This is a genomic window from Candidatus Liberibacter sp. (genome assembly GCF_014048425.1).
Classification (GTDB): domain Bacteria; phylum Pseudomonadota; class Alphaproteobacteria; order Rhizobiales; family Rhizobiaceae; genus Liberibacter.
The window spans coordinates 1-4,165 of the sequence record NZ_JACETX010000062.1; the positions used below are offsets into that span (position 1 = coordinate 1).

Genomic DNA, 4,165 nt, shown 5'->3' on the forward strand with positions numbered 1-4,165 from the left:
AAAGCGCCATATTTGCTGATTTTTAAGGACAATTGATGGTTCTTGCAAGCGGGACATGTACGACAGTCATCGTCGTCTTCTCTTGGAGGAAATATTAAGGAACGTAATGTATTATTGAGGGTATCAATGACATTGGAGATTCGTAATTCTTTTGTACCGTCAATTTTTTCAATAAAGTCTTTCCAAAATTTACGTAATACGTCTTTCCAATCAAGTTTTCCAGCAGATATTTCATCAAGTTCTTCTTCAAGATCGGCTGTAAAATCATATTCTACATATCGGCTAAAGAAATTTTCCAGGAATGCTGTGACTATTCTTCCTGTGCTTTGAGGTAAAAGTCTGCGTTTATCTAAAATTACATAACCGCGGTCGCAAAGCGTGCTTAAAACTACGGCATAAGTAGAAGGGCGTCCAATGCCTAGCTCTTCCATCTTTTTGATTAAAGAAGCCTCTGAGTAGCGAGGAAGAGGCTCAGTGAAATGCTGTGTTGCATTAGTTTTTTTGGCAAAAAGTTGCTCGTTGTTTTTTATATGCGGTAAAAGTTTTTCTTCGTCGGGAACCTTTTCTTGGTCATTGTTCTCTTCCCAGGCAGCGAGGAATCCGTCAAAATATGGATAAGATCCAATAGCTCGAAGATTTGCAGTTTGATCTCCATAAACTGCCCTAATATCAACGGTTGTTCTTTCAAATTCAGCTGAAGCCATTTGACTAGCAATACTGCGTTTCCAGATAAGGTCATAAAGACGAAATTGATCCGAATCCAAAAATTTTTTTACTGTAATGGGTAAACGACTAAAATCATTTGGACGTATGGCTTCATGCGCTTCTTGGGCATTTTTGGCTTTAGCAGAGTATATCCTAGGTTTTTCGGTTAGATAACGATCGCTGAAACAGGTGACTATAGAACGACGTGCTGCATTAAGAGCTTCAGAGGAAATTTGTACGCTATCAGTTCTCATGTAAGTGATTAAACCAAGGGTTTCGCCGTCAAGATTTATTCCTTCATATAATTTTTGTGCTATTCGCATAGTGTGTGTCGCGGAAAATCCTAGACGGGACGATGCTGCTTGTTGCAGTGTAGAGGTAGTGAAAGCTGGTCCAGGATTGCGTTTAACGATTTTCTTTTCTATCTTTGTCACAACGTAGGTTGCTTTTTCCAAAAAAGATGCGATCGCATAGGCTTCTTCTCTATTGCGAATAGAGGTCTTTGTAATTTTTTTTCCATCTATATCTACGATGCGTGCCGTGAAACTTTCTCCGCGAGGTGTTTCTAACAAAACGGATAAAAGCCAATATTCTTCAGAAATAAAACATTCTATTTGTGATTCACGATTGCATATTAGTCGCAATGCTACTGATTGCACTCTTCCTGCAGAGCGAGCTCCTGGTAACTTGCGCCATAAGACTGGAGAGAGATTGAATCCCACAAGATAATCCAATGCGCGTCGGGCTAGATAAGCATTTACAAGGGCAGGATTAATATCACGCGCATTCTTCATGGCGTTCAGTACCGCTTGCTTGGTTATCGCATTAAATGCTACACGTGTAACTTTTATTTTGCTTAGAAGATTCCTTTCCTTAAGGATATCAAAGACATGCCAAGATATGGCTTCTCCTTCTCTATCAGGATCAGTGGCCAGAATTAAATTTTCAGAAGATTGGACAGCACGAACAATATTTTCCATATGTTTTTGAGAAGGTTTGTTGATTTCCCAAATCATTTGAAAATCTTTTTCAGGAAGGACTGAGCCTGTTTTGGATGGTAAATCGCGGACATGTCCGAAAGAGGCTAATACCGTATAATCAGGTCCTAGGTATTTACCGATCGTTTTTGCTTTAGTGGGTGATTCCACAACTACAATATTCATTTCTTATCTCTAAATACAAATACGTTTAAATATGGTTTTTTATCCTGATATAATGGGACTTGATCAAGATAGATGGCAATTTATTCATAAACATTTCAACTTTGAAAACAGGATTAAGATTTCTTTTAAGAGGCTTTTACGATTCACGGCAAGTATTAAACGCAGACTGTTTTCTACAACTCTGAAAATTCTATAAGAGTACAACTTTTTTCAAGGCTATTCTGATTTTTCGGTAGATAAAGAATAGAGAAATTAGGATGTAATCTAAACTCAAGGAGTTCTCCAGAAAATCACGATGAAGGTATTTGCATCACTAAGGATACCATTCCACCAGGATGATGACAAAGCCGTCCTACAAGATCTAATTCCAAGAGGACAAGATAAACAATGGGAGCTTCCACTCCTGCGTGCTGTATGATATCATCTACATGGACAGGAACGCAACTCAACGCTTGTGCTATTTTTATCCTTTCATCATGTTCACAATCAGGGGCATTGGCATTAGCGACGTCTATATCCTCAATATACGTGGAAGAGCTAGATGATGAAAAGAAGTTTTTATCTATTTGTGGCTGCAAATTTTGCAGAACATCGTGAGCAGAAGTAATCAGGATGGCTCCATCTTTGATCAGTTCATTGGTTCCTTCGCAACGGCGATCAAGTGGTGATCCAGGTACAGCAAAGACCAATCGACCAAATTCTCCTGAAAGTCTAGCCGTGATAAGAGATCCCGATCTCTTAGCTGCTTCTATGACTACCAACCCTAATCCCACTCCCGCAATGAGACGATTTCGACGAGGAAAATCGTGAGCTCGTGGTTCGCATCCGAAAGGCATTTCGCTGATTGCCAAACCGCTTCCATTCCAAATTTCTTCCAATAGCTTGGAATTTTCTGGTGGATAAACACAATCTAATCCTCCTGCCATTGCAACGATTGTCCCTGTTTGAAGGCTGGCACGGTGAGCGGTAGTATCTATACCAAGTGCTAATCCTGATACTATGATATAATCCTCTCTTGCTATTTCTCGAGTAATCATTTCTGTAAATTTTATTCCACCTATTGAAGGATTGCGAGTTCCAACAATGCTTATAGCAGGCTTTGTAGTCGTTATGTGTATGTTGCCTTTGACGGCTAAAAGTGGAGGAGGCGAATCTATATAGCGGAGTGCTGGTGGATAATCTGGTTCACTCAGAGCGACAAAGCGTGCTCCGAAAGATTCGGCTCTTTCAAATTCTTTTTCTGCTTCTTCTTGTGAACAAATACGGATTGACTTGGTTCTTCCTCCTCGTCTGGAAAGCTCGGGGATCATTTCAAGGGCTTGTTCGGCAGACCCAAAATAATTAATCATTTCACGGAAAGTTGCTGGGCCAACATTATCGCTGCGAATGAGGCGCAACCAAGAAATTCGTTGATCATCTGTTAAGTGCACACCCTTTTTCTGGGAGTCAGAACTTGTCATTTTTATTCTTTACTAACACGATTTTTGATTCTAATCCTTTGATTAAACGTTGTATGTTACTTATATGCTTTAAGTAAATGATTGCTGTCATGAGTGTAAACATGACGGCTAAATTGGTTTCTGAAGTTGTTATCCAGATTGTAATTGTAGTGATAAGTGTTGCAATTAATGAGGAACTTGAAGAGTAACGGGTTTTTAAGAAACAAGATATCCAGACAATGGCAAAAATTATGCTGAAATATGGATTCAGGGCAAATAGGGCACCTATACATGTGGCAACTCCTTTGCCACCTTTAAATTTAAGCCAAATAGGAAACGTATGTCCTATAAGTGCTAAAAACCCTGCCAATTCTCCGAAACTTCTACCGAATAATATTGAAACAAGCACGACAGAAAAAGTTGCCTTGATTGCATCAAGAATGAGAGTGATGAGAGCAAGCGTCTTATTCCCAGTTCTAAGAACATTGGTGGCACCAATATTACCAGATCCAACTTGTCTTATGTCCTCTAAGCCTGATATACGCGTAAGCAATAATCCGAAAGGTATAGAGCCAAAAAAATATCCCAGAGAAATCGAAATGATGATTTCTGAAAGATTATATGACGAAAATTGTAAATTGCTCATATTCATATGTTAACTTTCTAAGGCATAGACACGCTTGCCTGACACATAAGTTTCTACAATGCGTCCTGAAAATTGGGACTTTTCAAAAGCGGTGTTGCGATAAGACGAAAACATATTATCGGATTTTACAATCCATGGATAATTTAAGTCTATCAGGATAATGTCGGCTACAGCTCCAGGTTTTAGTGTCCCTCCAGGGAGATTAAATATTT

The 4,165-nt window shown here is 39.2% G+C and carries 3 protein-coding genes and 1 pseudogene; all 4 read right to left on the reverse strand.

The window, feature by feature from the left end; genetic code table 11:
• A partial coding sequence (gene topA / locus H0G72_RS05545) for a type I DNA topoisomerase (RefSeq protein ID WP_182017780.1) occupies nt 1-1,868 on the reverse strand: 1,868 nt, incomplete at its 3' end.
• A 290-nt stretch (nt 1,869-2,158) separates the two neighbouring features.
• Nucleotides 2,159-3,328 carry a DNA-processing protein DprA gene (gene dprA, locus H0G72_RS05550; protein WP_182017781.1) on the reverse strand — a complete coding sequence of 390 codons (1,170 nt, stop codon included), beginning with the start codon at nt 3,326-3,328 and terminating at the stop codon, nt 2,159-2,161.
• Nucleotides 3,315-3,959 carry a glycerol-3-phosphate 1-O-acyltransferase PlsY gene (plsY, locus tag H0G72_RS05555; RefSeq protein ID WP_310649500.1) on the reverse strand — a complete coding sequence of 215 codons (645 nt, stop codon included), beginning with the start codon at nt 3,957-3,959 and terminating at the stop codon, nt 3,315-3,317. Before plsY ends, dprA begins: the two co-directional genes overlap by 14 nt.
• Before the next feature lie 3 nt (nt 3,960-3,962).
• A pseudogene (locus tag H0G72_RS05560) lies at nt 3,963-4,165 on the reverse strand (dihydroorotase); the annotation flags it as partial.